Origin of the sequence: Pseudomonas monteilii (assembly GCA_001534745.1) — a bacterium.
In the GTDB taxonomy this organism is placed as follows: domain Bacteria; phylum Pseudomonadota; class Gammaproteobacteria; order Pseudomonadales; family Pseudomonadaceae; genus Aquipseudomonas; species Aquipseudomonas alabamensis.
The window spans coordinates 1,800,339-1,817,112 of record CP013997.1 but is presented as its reverse complement, the minus strand read 5'-3'; the positions used below and the strand labels follow the sequence as shown (position 1 = coordinate 1,817,112).

Here is a 16,774-nt window from a genome sequence, read left to right as displayed (position 1 = left end):
AGCTTGTCATGCAACGCAAAGCCGTACTCGAGTACACCGACATCACCCGCCTGCTGGCCGCCGCCCGCGAGGAGGCGCAGCGGCACGGCTGGGCCGTGAGCATCGCCGTGGTCGACGATGGCGGGCACCCGCTGGCCCTGGAACGGCTCGACGGCTGCGCCCCCATCGCCGCCTACATCTCCACCGAGAAAGCCCGCAGCGCGGCGTTGGGCCGGCGTGACACCAAAGGCTACGAAGACATGGTCAATGGCGGCCGTACCGCGTTCGTCAGCGCCCCGCTGCTGACCTCGCTGGAAGGTGGGTTGCCGGTGCGCGTGGATGGTCAGGTGATCGCAGCGGTCGGCGTGTCCGGCGTCAAGGCCGAACAGGATGCCCAGGTCGCGGCAGCGGCCCTCGCGGCCCTGTGAGCGGTACCGACCTGAATGGAATGTGAACGAACGGAGATTTCCCATGAGCGAACGCGTCACCTGCCACCGCCTGGGTGTGGCCAGCCCTCTCAAGCGATTCATCGACACCGAAGTGCTGCCTGGCACCGGCCTCGACTCTTCGGCCTTCTGGCTTGGCCTCGACGCGCTGGTGCATGACCTGGCACCGCGCAACCGTGCGCTGCTGGTCGAACGCGACCGCCTGCAAGCCGAGCTGGACGCCTGGCACCGTGCCCACCCCGGCCCGGTAGCAGACCTGGACGCCTATCGGCGTCACCTGCAGGATATCGGCTATCTGTTGCCGGTGCCCGACTCGGTACGCGTGCGCACGGCCAACGTGGACCGCGAGATCACCGTGCAGGCCGGCCCGCAGCTGGTGGTGCCGGTGATGAACGCCCGCTACGCGCTCAATGCCGCCAATGCCCGCTGGGGCTCGCTGTACGATGCCCTGTACGGAACCGATGTGATCCCCCGCGACCCGCAGGCCGACGCCACGCGCGGCTACGACCCGGCCCGCGGCGCCCGGGTGATCGCGTTTGCCCGCGCGTTTCTCGACCGTACCTTCCCGCTCGAGGCGGCGTCCCATGTCGAGGCCACGGCCTACACCGTCGTGAAGGGACACTTGCAGGTCACCCTGGGCGATGGTCGGCAGGTCGGGCTCAGCGATCCAACACAGTTCGTCGGTCATCAGGGCGAGGCCACGGCGCCTCACGCCGTACTGCTTGTTCATCACGACCTGCACGTGGAGATCCAGATCGACCGTACCAGCCCCATCGGCGCCAGCGACCCGGCTGGCGTCAAGGACCTGCTGCTGGAAGCGGCGCTGACCACCATCATGGACTGCGAGGATTCGGTGGCGGCGGTCGATGCCGAGGACAAGGTGCTCGTCTACCGCAACTGGCTGGGGCTGATGAAGGGCGACCTGTCCGAGGCGATCAGTAAGGGAGGACAGTCGTTCACCCGTACCCTGGCGGCCGACCGGCACTATCAGGGCCATGATGGTACGCCGCTCACCTTGCCAGGACGCTCGCTGCTGTTCGTGCGCAACGTCGGCCATCTGATGACCACGTCGGCCGTCGTCGACGAGCAGGGCCAGCCGATTCCGGAAGGCCTGCTCGACACCGTGGTTACCAGCCTGGCGGCGCTGCACGACTTGCAACGCCGGGGCAACTCGCGTACTGGCAGCGTCTACATCGTCAAACCGAAGATGCATGGGCCGGCCGAGGTGGCCTTCGCTGCCGAGCTGTTCGGCCAGGTCGAGGACCTGCTGGGGCTGCCCCGCTACACCTTGAAGATGGGCATCATGGACGAGGAGCGACGCACCAGCGTCAACCTCAAGGCCTGCATCGCCGAGGCCGTCGACCGCGTGGTGTTCATCAACACCGGCTTTCTCGACCGCACCGGTGACGAGATGCACACGGCCATGGAAGCCGGCGCGATGCTGCGCAAGGGCGACATGAAGGGCACGCCGTGGATCCAGGCCTACGAGCGCAACAACGTGCGGGTAGGCCTGAGCTGCGGGCTGCGCGGACAGGGACAGATCGGCAAGGGCATGTGGGCGATGCCGGACCTGATGGCGGCCATGCTCGAACAGAAGATCGCCCATCCCCAGGCAGGCGCCACCACCGCCTGGGTGCCCTCGCCCACGGCCGCCACGTTGCACGCCTTGCATTACCATCAGGTGGACGTGCGCCAGGTGCAGGTCGCGCTGGAACGCGAAGCGCCGGACGCGCAGCACGATGACCTGTGGCGTGACCTGTTGAAGGTGCCCGTCAGCCCCTCGCCACGCTGGAGCGCCGAGGAGATCCAGGCCGAGCTGGACAACAACTGCCAAGGCATCCTGGGGTATGTGGTGCGCTGGGTCGAGCATGGCGTGGGCTGCTCGAAGGTGCCGGACATCCATGACGTGGGCCTGATGGAAGACCGCGCCACCCTGCGCATTTCGGCGCAGCACATCGCCAATTGGCTGCACCACGGCGTGGTCAGTGCCGAACAGGTGCGCGCCACATTGACGCGCATGGCGCGGGTGGTGGATGGCCAGAATGCCGGTGACCCCAGCTATCGACCGATGGCAGCCGACGGCGAGCGCTCTCATGCGTTTCGGGCGGCGTGCGACCTGGTGTTCAAGGGGCGCGAGCAGCCTAGCGGGTATACCGAGCCGTTGTTGCATGCGTGGCGCGTGAGGTTCAAGCGGGAGGCGTGAAGGGTGCTGCCCTGCGCTCCTGTAAAACCGCTGGTCCTGTCGCAGCCCGGCAAGGCCGTATAGTTTGGACACCATGGTAGGTCTGGCAGACCAGGGCCGTGCCTATAAGGGGGCTTGCCTGTGATGCAGGCGGTGACGGGTCGGACGCCATCGCGGGCAAGCCCGCTCCCACAGGCCCGTGGCGGCCGGTTTCATCGCGGCGTGGTCGTGGGTGGTGTTTAGGCTGCATCACTGTCTGGCAGACCAGCACATCCACACAGACCGTGGCGGCCGGTCTCTTCGCGGCGTGGTCGTGGGTGGTTGGGCTGCATCACTGATCTGGAAGACCGGCGCATCCCCTTGTGGGAGCGGGCTTGCCCGCGATGCAGGCGGTGCCGGGCCGAATGCTATCGCGGGCAAGCCCGCTCCCACACAGGCTGTATGAAAGCGCTGAAGGTCCGTGCTGGACCGCAGCGCTGATGGATCAGAAGCCTACCGTCGCCGACAGCAGGTACGTCCGGGGTGTCGACAGGGTCAGCCCTGGTTCGCTGTCATCCGGCGCGCCTGCCGAGCTCCAGTAATAATCGTCCAACACGTTCTCGACGCTCGCACGCAGCGTGACGTCCTTGTGGTCGATCTTGAAGGCATACCGGGCGCCCAGGTCGAAGCGCTTCGAGGCGTCGATCTCCTTGCCGTTGGCCTGGTCCAGGTACTGCGAGCCGGTGTAGATGCCGCGTCCGGTCAGGGTTAAGCCGGTGACACCGGGTACGTCCCACTCGGCGCTGAGGTTGACGTTGTATTCGGGTGTGGCCGGTGCGCGGTTGCCGTCGAAGGTGCCGTTGACGGTCCCGGTGAGCTGGCTGTCGATGTACATCACCCCGCCCAGCACGCGCACGCCGCTGACCGGTTCGCCGAACACGGTCAGCTCGACGCCGTCATTGCGCCGCTTGCCATTGGGACCGAACACCCGCGAGGTGGCGTTGGTCTCGTAGGCCGGCTGCTTGATGCGAAACACACTGGCGGTGACGGCCATGTCGCCCAGGTCGTACTTGGCGCCGACCTCGACCTGGCGGCTCACGAACGGTGGGAAGATCTCGTCCTCGTTGATCGACACCGACGGCGCGATCTTGCCTTGGCTCAGGCCTTCCATGTAGTTGGCATAGACCGACAGCTGATCGCTGACTTTGTACAGCACGCCACCGGAGGGTGAAACCTTCTCCTCGTCATAGGCCGTGTCGCCTTTGATGCCGTCCTCCCAGTCATCGACCTTGACCCGCTGCCAACGCGCGCCCAGGGTCAGTTGCAGGCGGTCCTCGAAGAAGCCCAGGGTGTCGCTCAGCGCCACGCCGCTGAAGCGGTTTTCCGTGTAGACCTTGGAATCGAGTCGGGTGGGGATGGCCGGCGTAGCTGTTTCGATGGGGTGGTATAAGTTGCTGCGCGCCGTGGCGTAGCGGCCCCCACCGTTGGTGAAGTCCATGTAGAAATGCGTGGCCGACAGGTTCACCTCATGGCTCACCGACCCGGTCTGGAACCAGTTGCGCACGCCCAAGGTGGCCGTACGCACGCGCTCGTCGCGGGTGAAATCCCGTGGCTGGACATTGAAATCGCCGGCATCGTTGATGACCGACACGGCATGGCGCAGGAAATCGTGGTCGCTCTTGCGGGCGCCTACACCGCCGTAGAGCATGACTGAATCGCTGAGGTCGTATTCGCCCTGCAGGGTAGCGAAGGTGTCTTCGGTGCGCGCCTTGCTCCAGGGCTGGGCGTAGTTGTGACGGACATCGTCGGCCTTGGGCACTTTGGCATTGGCGCCGATCAGTACGCGCTCCTGGGGGGCGTCGGTGTCACGCTCCGTATGGCCGATGTCGGTCGACAGGCGCAGGCGCTCGCCACGAAAGTCCAGCCCGAGCACGGCCATTTCGCGATTCACGCTCTGGTGATCCCATTCGGTGTCGCCCGACTGCTTGACGCCGTTGAAGCGAACGCCGAACTGATCGCTTTCACCAAAGCGCCGCCCTACATCCACCGCAGCACCCACCTGCCCTTCGGAGGCATAACTGGTGGTGAACTCGGTGATCGGGGTGTCGGTGGCACGTTTGGGCACCACGTTGATGCCCCCGCCGACGCTGCCACGGGGCGAGATGCCGTTGATCAGCTGGCTCGGCCCCTTGATGATGTCCACGCGCTCGGCCATCGCCATGTCGATGGTGTAGGTCGGCAGGATGCCGTACAGGCCGTTGTAGGACACGTCGCTGTTGTACAGGCTCAAGCCGCGGATGGTGAACTGTTCGAAGCGTCCGCCCGCCGGGTTGGTGGCGCGCACCGACGGATCGCTGGCGATCAGGTCGCCCAGGGTGCGGGCCTGTTGGTTCTGCACGGCCTGCTGGGTGTAGGTGATCACGCTGAACGGCGTGTCCATGAAGTCCCGCGACCCCAGCAACCCTTGGCTGCTCTTGCGCGCCACCTGGCCGCCTGCATAGGCCTGGCCTTCGGTGGTGGCACCTGCGCCCAGGATCGAGATCGGCGCCAGTTCCAGGCCGGTGCCTTCGGGTGCCGGGGCCAGCGTGTAGGCCTGGGCGCCGAGCGGGACCAGTTGCAATCCCGAACCCTGCAACAGCCGGGCGAAGCCCTCCTCGACCGCGAACTCGCCCGACAGGCCGACGCTTTGCCGCCCCTCGACCAGCGAAGGGTCGACGGAAATGTCGACACCGGCCTGGCCAGCGAAACGGGTCAGGGCCATGCCGAGGGTGCCTGCCGGCACGACATAGGCGCGCCGTGCCGCGGGCTCGGCCCAGGCATCGGTCATCAACAAGGGGCTGGCACTGAGCGTCAGCAGCAGGCTGGCGCGCAACAGAGGATGCAAGGACGGGACACGAACGGCGGGCATGGCGGGGGGCTCTCGTTGTTTTGCTCTTGCCTGGAATGACCGACGAGACGAAAAAAGGGGACAGCCTCACGTCATCTTTTTTGCGGCGCCCTGCCCCTTGGGCACGAGGGTGACCCAATAGCGCGTGCGCGCCTGCACTTCCAACGGCAAGGTCGCGGCCAGCAGCGCCAGGACGCGGTCGGTGTCGTCGAGCCTGAAACTGCCCGTCACCCGCAGGCGTTCGAGGGCCGGGTCCCAACGCAACAGCCCGGGCCGATAGCGCGACAGTTCCCGCAACAGCTCACCCAGGGGCTGGTCCTGCACGCTCAGTACGGCCTCGCGCCAGCCCGGCAAGGCGGCATCGAACGTACGGAGCTGCCCTGCCCCTTCACGACCCAGGTCGACCTGCTGACCGGCGCGCAGCGTCAGCCCCGATCCTGTCAGGGGGGATACCTGGACACTGCCGGCGACCACCGAGACCTGGCACTGGTCGTGCGCTAGTCGAACGCAGACGTCGGCTTGACTGACCTCGAGGCGACCGTAGTCGGTTTCGACATGCCACGTGGCACCGGCGGGTACGCGCAGGGCCAGCTCGCCGCGGATCAGCCTGACCTGTCGAGCGGCCTGATCGAGGTTCGCCGCGCTGTCGGTGTTCAGCTGCAGCACGCTGCCGTCGGCCAGGACCCGTCGGGTCTGCTCCCCGACGGCGGTGCGCAGGTCGGTGCCCCAGGTTTCCAGCGGCCACTGCCTGTTCGCCAGCCAGGCAGTGGGCAGCAGTACCAGAGCGCCCAAGGCGCCTTTGAGCACCTGACGTCGGGTCGCGCCGGGACGGTCGAGGGTGGCCATGGCCAAGCCGCTGGGCAGTGCGGCGAAGCGCTGACGCAAGTGCTGGGCCTTCTGCCATGCCTGCTCATGGGCAACGTCGTGCTCGCGCCATTGCCGCAGACGCTCATGATCCTGCTCGCTGGCCTGGCCGGACTCGAGCAATGCCAGCCAGCGTGCGGCGCTGCGGATGACGTCGCGCGCTGCGTCCGATGTGGTCGCTCGGCTCACAGGTCCGCCAGCAGGCAGTGTTCGTAGGCCTGGGCCATGTAGCGTTTGACGGTCCGTTCGGAGACGGCCAGGCGCTCGGCGATGTCACGATAACCCAGGCCATCGAGCTGGCTCCAGAGAAACGCCCGGCGCACGGCCGACGGCAAGCCTTCGAGCAGCGCATCGAGCGCATGCAGTGTTTCGAGCAGCAGCCAACGTTGTTCAGGCGACGGCACGCTGTCTTCCGGCAGCCGTGCCAGTGCGTCCAGGTACGCCTGTTCGAGGCTGCGGCGCTGATGGAAATTGCTGAGCAGGCGCTTGCCCACCGTGACCAGATAGGCACGCGGCTCGCGCAGGTCGGCCAGCGATTGCGTGCTGCACAGTACCTTCACGAAGGTGTCCTGGCTCAGGTCGGCAGCATCCCAGGCATTGCCCAGGCGCCGGCGCAACCAGCCTTCCAGCCAACTGTGGTGGTCGCGGTAGAGCGTCTGCACCGTCTGCGGCGCCAGTGTCTCTGCTGGGGTCATGTCAGGGGCCTTGGATCAGGGTAGCGGTAAATGAGAGTGATTCTAATTAGTACCGCGCACGTCGTCCATGCCCCGTGCGACACGCGTAGAACCTTGAGGTCCTGCGCGCGTGAAGGCGCTCGATCAGAAGTCGATCGTGCCGGAGAATTTCACCAGCCGCGGGTCGCCCTGGGTCAGGTAGCCGCCGTTGGCCGAAGCCCAGTAGTTCTTGTTCGTAAGGTTTTCGACGTTCACCCGCAAGGTGAGGTCCTTCTCGGCCACGCGCATCCTGTAGCGAGCCCCGGCGTCGAAGCGGTTCCAGGTCGGCAGGCTGAGGGTGTTGGCGGCATCGACGAACTGGCCACTGGTGCGCAGCATGCGCGCATTGAGCGCCAGGCCGGGGACGCCGGGCACGTCCCAGTCGACGCTGGCGTTGAGCTGGAAGGTCGGCACGCCGATGGCATGGTTGCCGTCGTTGGTCCCGTTGGCGGTGTTCTTCTGCTCCGAGGTCATGCGGGTGCCGCCGGCCATCACGCGAAGGCCTTCGAGGGGCTCGCCGAAGAGGCTGAGTTCGAGGCCTTTGTTGATCTGCTCGCCGTCGCGGATGTAACGGTCACCCGAGGTATAGCCGTCGGATGGTTTCTCGATACGGAACACGGCAAGGCTGGCGCCGTAGGTCTGCCGGTCGAACTTGATGCCCGCCTCGAGCTGCTTGGTGCGGCCTGGGGGGAACATTTCGCCGACATTGACGACGTTGGCAGGCGCGGTCGGCCCCTGGGCCAGGCCTTCGATACGGTTGGCGTAGAGGGAGACGCTGTCGGTGGGTTTGAAGACCAGGCCGTAGACCGGCGTGGTGATGCCTTCGTCGTAGGGTTCGCCATTGCGGCTGCCGTCGCGATAAGGGCGCGAAGCCGTTACCGGGAAGGTGCCGTCGTAGTAGTAGTTCTCGACACGCAGTTGTTGACGGCGAATGCCGTAGGTCAGCAGCAGACGGTCGTCGAACAGGCCAACCGTGTCGGACAGCGCGATGCTGCGGTTGCGCGTCTTGGCGGTGACGCCAGGATCCCCCATGTCGCCGCCGGTACTGGTCGGCGTCGTGGGCTTGGCGAACGCAAGGCCGTCGTAAATGTTGGTCGGGCGTGCGCCGTAGAACACGTAGGCGTTTTCGGCCTGGGTCCAGAGCATGCTGGCGCCGAGGGCGATCTGATGGCTTACCGCACCCGTTTGCAGACGCCCATTGAGGCCTGCACTGAAACTGGTGTTGTCTTCACCATGAACGATATCGGAAGCGGCGATGGTCGCCGCGCCACTGTTGCTGGTCAGCACCGGCGTCCCGTAAGTACCTTGCTCCCGCGTATGCCGCGCGCCACCGGCCAGGTAGGCGGTCCAGCTGTCGTTCAGGTCCCACTCGCCGCGCAGCATGCCGAAGGTGTCTTCCGACTCGCTGTAGCTCCAGGCCTGCCCGTAGTTGTGGCTGGCATCCGGCGCGGTCGGCACCTGGGTGGCGTTGCCGGGACGCACCGAGTTGCGCAGGTGGTTGATGCGCTGCTTCTGGTAGCCGAAGTCGGTGGACACCCGCACGTCGTCGCCCCGGTAATCGAGCCCGGCGACGAACAGCTTGGTGCGTTGATCCTGGTCGTCGATCGCCGTCTCGCCCTCGCGTTGGCTGAGGTTCAGGCGCGCGCCGAAGCGGTTGTCCTCGCCGAAGCGCTGGCCGATGTCCAGGTGCTCGCCGATGCGGCCATCGGTGCTGATGTCCTGGGTGTAGCGGCGCGTGGGCACATCATCGGCGCGCTTGGGCTGCAGGTTGACGTTGCCACCCAGGCCGCTGCCGGTCGGGCTGACGCCGTTGAGAAAGGCGTTCGGCCCCTTGAACACCTCGACCCGCTCGACGCCGTCGGTGGACATGATCTGCCGCGGCAGGATGCCGTACAGCCCGTTGAACGCAATGTCATCCCCTGCCAATGGCAGACCGCGGATCACGAACACCTTGGCCTGGTTGCCAAAGCCGAAGGACTCGCGCACCGAAGGGTCGTTGGCCAGGACGTCACCGATGTCCTCGGCCTGTTGGTCCTCGATCACCTTCGCGGTGTAGCTGGTGAGCGAGAACGGCACGTCCATGTTGTCCTGGTTGCCAAGCACGCCCAGTTGACCGCCGCGGGCCACCTAGCCGCCCGCGAATGCTTCGAGGGGCGTGCTGGGGGTGCGCCTGAAGGTCTCTGCGTTGACGTCGGTCGCTTCCAGCTCCAGGGGCTCGGCGGCTTGGGTCATGAAGGTGGCGGAACAGCAGAATGCGAGCAGGGTCGGGCGTGACGGAAAGCGAGAGGCCATCGGGTGGGTCCTGGATAAGGGGGCAACAACCGGAACGTGAATGGTAATGCTTCGCAACTGTGAACAGCAAGCATTGACGTCGAAGACGTGGATTGAATACGAGAAACTAGAAGTCCATTTCGATACCGCTTCCCTCCACTAGGGTGTGCAATGACTTTCTCAAGAGATCGATACTTTCTCCATCGACTGCCGTTCCTTGAAATTCGGCAACGATGGCCTCGCCATTGAAATGCTCTTGAAAGTTCGATTTTATCTCCACCTTCAGCCTGCTCTCCGAAAGCCCTATCTTTTGTATGGCGCCTGCCATTTCGTACTCTGTGCTCTCGGTCTGAAGGCCAACGTCGCCGTCGGTGAAAGGGGTGTCTTCGTCATCCAAACGGGTCATGATGATGAAGTTGTGGGGATCAGCTGCATCATCACCCACTGCAACGATCAGGACGTCATCTTCTTCGTAGCACTTTATATGGGTAGCGTTAAAGACCTTCATATCCACCTCTGTCTTCACTTCGCATTCAGCACCCGCGCTTTGCGGTCAGCTCATTCTACGGATCGTATCGGTACGCTTGAACCGGCACTCGAGTAGCCTCGCCTCTTGCCAAGCGACTGCGCAATCGGCGTGGCGAGACGAAAGGATGACTTCACGCCCAAAACAGCGAAACACCCATGCGCACGATCAGCGCCACCAGCAGCACCAGAAACAGTATGCGAATCACGCCACTGCCATAGCGTAACGCAATGAAGGCACCCACCACGGCCCCGGCCATGTTGCACACCCCCACCAGCCCGCCGATCAGCCACAGCACATGACCGGACGGCGCGAAGAACAGCAGCGCGGCGCTGAAGGTGCCCAGGTTGATGAGCTTCGCCGAGGCCGAGGCGTTGAGGAAGTCGAAGCCGAAGACGCGGACGAACACGAACAGCAGCAGGCTGCCGCTGCCTGGGCCGAAGACACCGTCGTAGAACCCGATCGCGGCGCCAAAGCCGATACCGGCCCATAGCCTGCCGATGCCGTAGCGAGGCTGGGCGTGCAGGCGTCCCAGGTCCTTCTTGATGAAGGTGTAGATCGCCATGACCACCAGCAGAACGAAAACGGCGTACTGCATGAGGGCCTTGGGAATCAGTGCAACGGACAGCGCGCCCAGGTAGGCGAACAGGAACGCGGCCACGAACATGGGCAGCAGCAGCCACCAGACCAACGTCACCCGTTTCAGGTAACGCGGCAGTGCGGCCACGCTGCCCATCCAGACCGCCAGCTTGTTGGTGCCGAAGACCGTCGCCAGGCTGGTGCCAGGCAAGGCGTGCATGAGGGCTGGCAGCTGGATGAGCCCTCCTCCGCCGACGGCGGCGTCGATGAGACCGCCGCAGAAAGCGAAGAGGCCCAGCAGGAGCAACGCAGAATCGATCGTCACGTGAAGGTGTCCCTGGCGCGGGCAGCCTGTTTTTCGGCCTGCCCTCTCACAACGCCACGCGCGCCACGTGCTCAGGTAGCTGCAACAACCCACGCGGCAACTGGAAGTCCTTGAACGGCTGCTGGGTGATGGGGTTGAACGCCTTTTCAGCATTGAGGCGATAACGCATCACACCATCGCCGGCCTTGAAGCTCAGGTCCACGCTGGTGGCGGTCCGGCCATTGAGCGCGCCGCGGCTGAGCAGGCGGAACATGGACCAGGGCCCACGGTACTCCAGGCTGCTGCTGTTGCCGTTCTGCCTGAGCAAGGTCAGGTTGCTGCGCACCTGTCGGCCCAGAGTATTGGGCCAGACGACCCCGGCGATCTGGCTGGGGCCATGGGTATAGGCGATCAGTTGCCCATCGAGGTCCAGCAAGCTGGTGCGTTGGTTGGCGCTCAACCCCAACGGCTCGATGCTGAATTGCACATTCAGGTTGCCGCGTTGATCGAAGAAGGTCTCGCGGATGCGCTCTGCCCGTTCCAGTTGCTCGATCACATCGCGGCGAATCAATGACTGCCCCGGCTGGCCGGTATGGAAGGCCTCGAGATTGTCCTTCAGGAAGACCTTCAGGTACTGGTCATGAAACCGCTGCAGACGCCCCTTGGGACCGAAGAACGCTTCGAAGTCCTCCAGGGAGGCGTCGGGCGCCTGGGCAGAGAATGGATAGCGCCCTGCCAGACGCTGCTGGAAGAACCCATAGACGTCGGCATCCCAGCGTCGCTCCAGTTCGCGTAGCGCCTCGATGTTCAAGACCTGGGCCGTCTGGTCGGCGACTTTCTTGACGTGCCGATCGAGGGGTGCAGGCAAGCCCGTGGCCATGCGTTGCAACGCGCTGATCGGATCATGCCCGGTCATCGACAAGCGTTGATGGACTGCGTGAAGCGCTGCCTTGCCTCGATCAGGGCTGTCCTGGACCGCCTTGGCGTAGTCATGTACGGCAGTCAGGGCCTGCAAGGTCTCGTCGTAATAGCTGGGCTGCTCACCGCTGGATTTCAGCAAGCCGCTCAACCCGGCAAAGGCTCTCTGGATGGCCCAGGCATGCTGCTTCTCGGCCTCGTCATGGACAGGTTGTATCGCCACATCGGTTGCAGGCTCGACAGAGACCTTCGATGAAAGGACGGTGTTGTCTCTTACGGTTTCCAGCAACCGGTGCAGGGGCGCCGTGGGTCCCGTCAACTGCTGCAGAATCGTGAGGCCGTGGGGCAGATCGCGGAAATCGGTCACCGTGAACGCCTGCAGGGCCTGCCGCCAGCTGTCGATGTAGTCGGCACTGTAGAGCGAGCGTAGCCGTTCGGTCAGCGCTTCGCGGTCGGCCGTCGAGTAATCGAGCCGATCGCGTTCGCCCAGCGCCCATTGGTCGATCATGGCCATGTCGGTGAAGTACCGACTGCGCGGCTCGAAATACTCGTTGAAGCCCTTGGCGGTGAGGATGGGCGCCAGCACGATCGCCTGGTCGAGCGATGGGTGGCTGCCCGATGACTGAAACACCGTGTCGAAGACGGGGCCCACTTTATGACGCAGGTTCAAACCGGCCTGCACCTGTGCCTGGGCCTGCTGTTTGAGGCTTGCGTAGACCCGTTGTGCGAGCGGTACCTCGCGTAGTGTTTGCTGCACCTGCACGACGCGTTCTCGATACGGCGACAGGTCGGTGTCGGCATAGGCCAAGGCATAGCTCAAATGCCCCATGAGGCTTCGTTGCAACTGCCCCTGCCCGGGAAACGCCTGTTGCCACTGCTGCGCCATCCACGCCTCGACCCATTCGGGCCGCCGATTCTGACGGTCCTCCAGCATTCGATAGACCCTGAGCGCCGCCAGCTGCTGTGCGCTGCCAGGAGGAGCGGCTTCCATGGCCTCGACCACGCCGCTGGCCAGCGCCGGCAGAAAACGCCTGGACAGCAACGTCAGGTAGGCCTCATCGACACGGGGCCCGATGGCGCGCCCCTGGTACAGCCCGAGATCGGCGACACCTGGCCAGGCGGCACGGTAGTCACCGAACACCGAGACAGCGTCACGGATCTGGTCCAACGGCTCGAGCAGGTTGCGTCCGGTCGGATCCAGGCGCGCATCGACCTCGTGATGACTGAACGCTCTGCTTTTGGCAAGCACGTTGGCGGCCTTGGCGCCATTGAGTTCGAAATAGCGCTGCCAGCCTGCGATGAAGCCGCACAGGACCAGCAGCCCGATACCGGAACTCGCCCATAACAGTCGACGCTTGTGACGTGCCACCTTGACGTTGTCGCCGGCAAGGCCTGACTCCTGATAGACGACACGCTTGAACAGGTGGGGAATGAAATAGACCCGTGACTTGCCCTGGGGCTTGCCTTCGCGCAGCGGGGGCGCCGTTCCGTAGGGCTGCGCCGCTTCGCGCACGAAGGCGTTGAGCACGTCGCCCTGTTGCGTGACGGACGACCAATACACGCCCCGTACCAGGGCAGGCGTGGTGAAACGATCGCCTGCCAGTGTCTCGCGCAAAAAGCCCAGCATGATCGGCCGCAGCCCGGCCAGTTGTGCGTGCAACGACAGCAGACGCGCTCGTGTTTCGGCACTGCCTGACTGCTCGATTCGGTCCACGACCTGCTCGAACAGGTGACGCACCAGTCGCTGGTAATGCTCGCTGTACTCATCCAGCCAGGCATCGATCGTACTGCGCTCCTCCAGCTTGAACGTGAAACCCAGCAGATGCTCGCGCAACGAGGCGGGCATGTCGGCATAGAACGCGTCGAACCCCTCTATCAGGTCGACCTTGCTGAACACGACATAGACAGGAAGGCGCGTGCTCAACTGGCTGTTCAGTTCGTGCAGACGCGTGCGAAGCAGGTGTGCCAGGGCGATACGCTGGCCAGGCGTGCCATGCAGCAACGCAGGCAGATCGACGACCAGCAGGACGCCGTTGAGCGACTTCTGGCTCCGATGGCGCAGCAACCACTTCAACAGGTGATGCCACAAGGCGGCTGCGCCCCCGTGAGGTACGGCAGGCTCGGACGTGGCCGGCGGCGCTTCACCGGGCGGCTGACGGATAAATGCGCCCGGCGGATCGATGATGACGGCGTCGTCACTGATCCACCAGCCGATCGGGTAGGCAAGCGCCTGGGTCGATCGGCCGCGCGATTGCACCTGCTCGATGCGGGTCAATGTGAAACGCTGGTCACTGTGTTCGATGACGCTGGTCTTGCCCGCGCATTCATCGCCCACGACCAGATACCAGGGCAGCCGGTACAGGGCACGCCGTCCGCCGGCATGGTCGAGATACCGCCCGAGCGCCAGGTTCAACGCTTTCTCTTGCGCGTCAACGAACGGTAGCGTGCGATCCTGCTCAACGGCAGCGGTCCGGGCGCGTTCTGTCTGTAGATGACGAACACGGCGGCGCAAGACCATGAGCCATGCCAGCAAGGGCACCACGATGAGCACCAGGCTTGCCAGGCCACGTTGGGTGACGCTGGCCAAGGGCTGGTGTCCACGCCATGTCCATTGCGGGCCCAGCCACCAGACTGCAACCAATGTCAGCACGACACCGAGCCCGAGCAGCGTGGGCACCATGCCGTTCGCACGGTTCACCAGCGCCCTGCTCCCCGCCGCGAGCTGCGTCCATAGTCGATTCATCAGGACTCCCTTTTCACATGGTTGTCAGGCACCTGGGATGCCCCGTACTGCTGCAGCCGCTGAAAGACTTCTGGCTCCCAGGCGCTGGCGGTCGTCTGCTGCATGGTCCTGGCGACACTGGCGCACAGGTCCTGCGCCAGCCAGGAAACTCCGCGCGCCGCCAGTAGGTCGGCCGCGATCACGGTGGTGTGGCAACGTTCGCGGGGGCTGCCGAGGGCGCTCTGCATGCCCTGCAACTTGAGCAGGACCGGCTCCACCCCGCCGGTTTCCATCTGGCTGGCCAGCTCTTCTCGCAGACTGGCGAACGCAGGGGAGGCTGCACCGGAGTCGGATGACCCTGGCATGCCACGCAGCCACGCCAGGCACTGATCGTCGACGAACACGGTGCCGTCGCTGAAGCACAGACGTTGCAAGGCAGGCAGACGCTGTATGAAGCGGGCAGTGGTGGCACGGATGGCTTCGGCCACCTCGCCCATCGCCAGCCGCGTCGCCGCGGAGGCGGCCAGGAAACTGCCGCGAATCCAGTAGGGGCTCGCTGTCACGCTTTTCTCGATGCGCTGGAGCAAGGCGGCGTCGATCGTGGTCTGCGCCAGGGCTTCTTCATGGCCATTGGCGATGTCGGGCGGGATGGCCATCAACTCCGTGCGATCGTCCTGCGCGGCGTAAGGCGCAGCCTGAATGTGAGCCCACAGGCCGAACCGTCGGAGCTGATAACCCGTCGGGTCGTAGGGGTCTTGCTGGTTGATGCGTTCAGCGAGCGTCAGCAGCGTTCGGCGTGTTTCCCTTTCATGACCTGGCAGTGGAGATGGCAGCGGTGCAGCGATGACCTCGGGCAGTGGCGCTGCTGCAAGGTGAGGGGCAGTTGGCGCGGTGGCCATCGCGGGCGTGGCGTCAGCTTCGGCGATGGCGAGTGTGCTGTGTCGGTCCAGCAGACGCTCCAGATCACCCAGCAGCGCTGCGTCCAGCTGCAACGTGCCCTGCAGGTGGTGCAGACGTGACAGCGCATGCCGTGCCTGGTCGGCACACGCTTGGCTATAGGTGGCGCGGTCCAGCCGCGGTAGCGTGTCGACCATCCGGCCCAGCGCCAGGCTGATCAGCTTGCGCTTGCCCAGGAAGCCTTTGGGTCCGGGCTTGGGGTGGGCCGTCTCCCAGTAGCGATCGAGCAGCCCCACCCACAACGCCAGGACCGTTGCCCAGCGCACCCAGCAGCCGCTGCGCAGCCAGGCAACGCTCAGGTGAGCCACGATCCGCAGGTGCTTGCACTGACGCTCCAGGTACTGACAGGACGCCTCTTCGATGTAGGTCCAGTCGATCGATGCCTCGTGCAACCCACCCAGCTTGACCATCTCCTGGTCGATGGCCTGGTAGAGTTCATCCTCGAGGTCGAACAGGCCTGCCGGCACCTGGGGGTCGATCGGTGCGAGCAGCTCGGCGAGCGTGCGTTCAGGTGTTCTCGTTACCAGCGACATGCAGTACGGACCTTGTCGATCAAAGCATCCAGCCCATGGGCGTCGAATGTCAGCCCGTTCACGGCCGGGTGATCGCTTTCGACATGAATGCGGTGGGCGCCGATCAGTTGCTTGATCTGCTCGATGCCCGGCAACCCTCGCCCCGCATCGATCACCTGTCCGTTTTCCATCACCTGCCACGGTGTGGCGGAGGTCGCACGCGACTCGCCTTGCAATCGCACGCTCACTCGCCCTGCGTCGATGGGCTGCGCCGTCACCAGTTGCAGCCTGGAAATGTTCTGCACGCAGCTGATGGCCAGGTAAGCGTGGGGTGGGCCCGATGCGATTGCAGGTGCGGACGCCATCAACCCTTCGCCTGCCTTGCCCAGGCGAAAAGTCAGGTCATCGGGCGCTCGATCGGCCTCCTGGACCAATACACGGCGCAAGGTCGGTGCATGCTGCTCGGACGCCGACCACTGTGCGGTGCCGAGCCGAGCCGGCGTTCCTGCTGATCGGTCGAAGCAGGCCAGGCGCTCGAGGTTCGACACGACTTGCGAACACTCCTGATTGGAATACGCAGAGACAGACAAGCAGTAGAGCAGCAGCGCAAAACATGCGCCAAAAAGATATCGGGGCACCATTGTAAGTAATTTCCTACTTGTAACTTCCTACTTTCTCCACAACCTACGGCACGCACTTGGCGCATCGGCCTCGTCCAACTTTGAAAACGATCGAAAGCCTAGCCACAAACACCGAAGACCACAAATAAATATTTACTTACATTCTTCCGCTCGACTAACGCGCAACACCAGCGGCATGGTTTTAAAGAAACACGCCAACCCCACACCGCTCGATCAGAGCACACGCTTAATGCACGGAAACTTCCTACAAACAGTGCGCAAAAGTTAGTAGAAATTTCCCACACACTACTAAGG

General features: G+C 64.4%; 10 protein-coding genes and 1 pseudogene. 2 read left to right on the top strand and 9 right to left on the bottom strand.

Annotated features, from left to right (window positions below):
* Positions 1 to 8 precede the first annotated feature (8 nt).
* The gene (locus tag APT63_08070) at positions 9 to 407 is read left to right on the top strand and encodes a hypothetical protein (GenBank protein ID AMA45590.1); all 399 of its coding nucleotides are present in this window, start codon (positions 9 to 11) and stop codon (positions 405 to 407) included.
* Between the two features lie 43 nt (positions 408 to 450).
* Entirely contained in the window at positions 451 to 2,628 is a 2,178-nt protein-coding gene (locus APT63_08065) for a malate synthase G (protein ID AMA45589.1), read from the top strand.
* A 463-nt stretch (positions 2,629 to 3,091) separates the two neighbouring features.
* On the opposite strand, the gene APT63_08060 is transcribed toward APT63_08065, so the two are convergent.
* From APT63_08060 to APT63_08020, 9 genes and pseudogenes are all read right to left on the bottom strand, one after another.
* A complete protein-coding gene (locus tag APT63_08060) occupies positions 3,092 to 5,494 on the bottom strand; it encodes a TonB-dependent receptor (GenBank protein AMA45588.1) in 2,403 nt (800 codons plus the stop codon).
* 66 nt (positions 5,495 to 5,560) lie between these two features.
* Positions 5,561 to 6,526, bottom strand: coding sequence for a sugar ABC transporter substrate-binding protein (locus APT63_08055; protein ID AMA45587.1), 966 nt, complete (start codon positions 6,524 to 6,526; stop codon positions 5,561 to 5,563).
* Positions 6,523 to 7,032, bottom strand: coding sequence for an RNA polymerase subunit sigma (locus APT63_08050; protein ID AMA45586.1), 510 nt, complete (start codon positions 7,030 to 7,032; stop codon positions 6,523 to 6,525). The genes APT63_08055 and APT63_08050 overlap by 4 nt, the downstream gene beginning before the upstream one ends.
* A 123-nt stretch (positions 7,033 to 7,155) precedes the next feature.
* Positions 7,156 to 9,342 (bottom strand): annotated as a pseudogene (locus tag APT63_08045) (TonB-dependent receptor).
* A 106-nt stretch (positions 9,343 to 9,448) separates the two neighbouring features.
* Positions 9,449 to 9,847 carry a hypothetical protein gene (locus tag APT63_08040; GenBank protein AMA45585.1) on the bottom strand — a complete coding sequence of 133 codons (399 nt, stop codon included), beginning with the start codon at positions 9,845 to 9,847 and terminating at the stop codon, positions 9,449 to 9,451.
* Positions 9,848 to 9,980: 133 nt separating this feature from the next.
* The gene (locus APT63_08035) at positions 9,981 to 10,751 is read right to left on the bottom strand and encodes a hypothetical protein (protein ID AMA45584.1); all 771 of its coding nucleotides are present in this window, start codon (positions 10,749 to 10,751) and stop codon (positions 9,981 to 9,983) included.
* A gap of 46 nt (positions 10,752 to 10,797) precedes the next feature.
* Positions 10,798 to 14,391, bottom strand: coding sequence for a type VI secretion protein VasK (locus APT63_08030; GenBank protein ID AMA45583.1), 3,594 nt, complete (start codon positions 14,389 to 14,391; stop codon positions 10,798 to 10,800).
* Positions 14,391 to 15,860 carry a hypothetical protein gene (locus tag APT63_08025; protein AMA45582.1) on the bottom strand — a complete coding sequence of 490 codons (1,470 nt, stop codon included), beginning with the start codon at positions 15,858 to 15,860 and terminating at the stop codon, positions 14,391 to 14,393. Before APT63_08025 ends, APT63_08030 begins: the two co-directional genes overlap by 1 nt.
* Entirely contained in the window at positions 15,848 to 16,387 is a 540-nt protein-coding gene (locus tag APT63_08020; protein AMA45581.1) for a hypothetical protein, read from the bottom strand. The genes APT63_08025 and APT63_08020 overlap by 13 nt, the downstream gene beginning before the upstream one ends.
* Positions 16,388 to 16,774: the final 387 nt, after the last annotated feature.

What these genes read in the sequence shown, in the direction of transcription:
- APT63_08070 (AMA45590.1), top strand. Translation starts at nt 9, where the DNA reads ATGCAACGCAAAGCCGTACTCGAGTACACCGACATCACCCGCCTGCTG.
- APT63_08065 (AMA45589.1), top strand. Translation starts at nt 451, where the DNA reads ATGAGCGAACGCGTCACCTGCCACCGCCTGGGTGTGGCCAGCCCTCTC.
- APT63_08060 (AMA45588.1), bottom strand. Translation starts at nt 5,494, where the DNA reads ATGCCCGCCGTTCGTGTCCCGTCCTTGCATCCTCTGTTGCGCGCCAGC.
- APT63_08050 (AMA45586.1), bottom strand. Translation starts at nt 7,032, where the DNA reads ATGACCCCAGCAGAGACACTGGCGCCGCAGACGGTGCAGACGCTCTAC.
- APT63_08030 (AMA45583.1), bottom strand. Translation starts at nt 14,391, where the DNA reads ATGAATCGACTATGGACGCAGCTCGCGGCGGGGAGCAGGGCGCTGGTG.
- APT63_08025 (AMA45582.1), bottom strand. Translation starts at nt 15,860, where the DNA reads ATGTCGCTGGTAACGAGAACACCTGAACGCACGCTCGCCGAGCTGCTC.